Genomic DNA, 1,511 nt, shown 5'->3' with positions numbered 1-1,511 from the left:
CAGGAGCTTTAGTTGTCAAGCAGCAAGCGATTCGGCGTGATGCGGCCAGGCGGTTGCCTCGTCGTAGAGGGTGCCGGTCTTGAGGCAGCCGTGCAGGATGCCGACGAGGCGGTTGGCGACCTGGCGCAGGGCGGCGTTGTAGTCGGCGCCGCGGGCCCGTTGCTTGTTGTAGTAGGCGCGGGCGCCGGAGGAGACGCGGACGGCGGTGGCGGCCTGGGTGATCAGGGCGTCGATCAGCCGGTCGTTGTGCACGTACCGGGCCGCGACGACCTTCTTCTTGCCCGAGGCGCGGGTGATGGGGCTGGTGCCGGCGTAGTTCTTACGGGCCTTGGCGCTGGCATACCGCTGGGGGTCGTCGCCGAACTCTGCGAGCACCCGGGCGCCGAGGATCGGTCCCAGTCCGGGCTGGGAGGTGATGATCTCAGCGGCCGGGTGCTGCCCAAAATGCGCCTCGACCTCCTTGTGCAGGGCGGTGACCTGCTGGTTCAGGGTGGCAAGGACGGCGATCAGGGCGCGGACGGAGGCGGCGTAGGCGGCGGTGACCACCTCGGGCTGGCCCAGGTGCTGCTCGCGCAGCGCGGCCTGGATCGGCGCGGCCTTGGCGGCCAGGTCGCCGCGGCGGCCGGCGCGCTTGAGCGCCGCGCTGATCTGGCTGATGGTCAGCCGTGCGGCGGCGGCCGGATCAGGCGCTTTGGCCAGCAGGTCGAGGACTTCGGGGGCGTCCAGGTCATCGAAGGCGGCCAGGGCGGCGGGGAAGTAGTCGCGCAGCGCGTGCCGCAGCCGCTGGGTCTGCCGGGTGCGCTCCCAGATCAGCGTCTTGTGCGCGCGGGTGACCACCTTGATCGCCTCGGCCTGGTCGCTGTCGCCGGCCACCGCACGCAGCTGGTGGGCGTCGGTGCGCACCATGTCGGCCAGCACGTGAGCATCGGCGGCGTCGCTCTTGGCACCCGACACTTTATGCCGCTTGCGGTAATCGGCGGCCTGCAACGGGTTGACCGCGAACACCTGGTAACCGGCCGCCACCAACGCCTGCACCCACGGGCCCCGGTCGGTCTCGATGCCGATCAGCACCTGACGGGCGGCCTCCTGCTCATCCTCGATGTCGGTGCCGAGCTGCTCGGCGATCATCGCGTGCAGCCGGGCCATGCCCGCCACCCCCTCCGGCAGCCGGGCCTTGGCCAGCCGCGTGCCGGTGGCGTCCATCAGCTCCACATCGTGGTGGTCCTCGGCCCAGTCGTCTCCCACGAACAGCCGCACAAATCCTCCCGTCGATGTCTTCGTCTCCGCTGGTCAGCAGCCTGCGGGAGAACCATCGGCGACCTAATGAAGCAGTGCTCACGCCGTATGAGGGCGGGCACGACATCCCATCAGCGATCAACTCTCCCGACCAACCGGCAGGGGCACGGTCTTTCATCAGGACTCCACGTCCAGGAACCCCGAGTGCTCACCTGCCGGCAGCCACTATCCACCACGGAGTCTGCCGGATGGCTTGCTCCCAGAACTCATTAGGA

1 protein-coding gene is annotated in these 1,511 nt (G+C 69.4%); it reads right to left on the bottom strand.

The window, feature by feature from the left end:
- Positions 1 to 15: 15 nt before the first annotated feature.
- A complete protein-coding gene (locus tag EJK15_RS69295) occupies positions 16 to 1,257 on the bottom strand; it encodes an IS110 family RNA-guided transposase (RefSeq protein ID WP_138720920.1) in 1,242 nt (413 codons plus the stop codon).
- Positions 1,258 to 1,511 lie beyond the last annotated feature (254 nt).

It is taken from the genome of Nonomuraea basaltis (assembly GCF_005893125.1).
Lineage (GTDB): Bacteria > Actinomycetota > Actinomycetes > Streptosporangiales > Streptosporangiaceae > Nonomuraea > Nonomuraea basaltis.
This window is presented reverse-complemented; position numbering and strand designations above follow the sequence as displayed.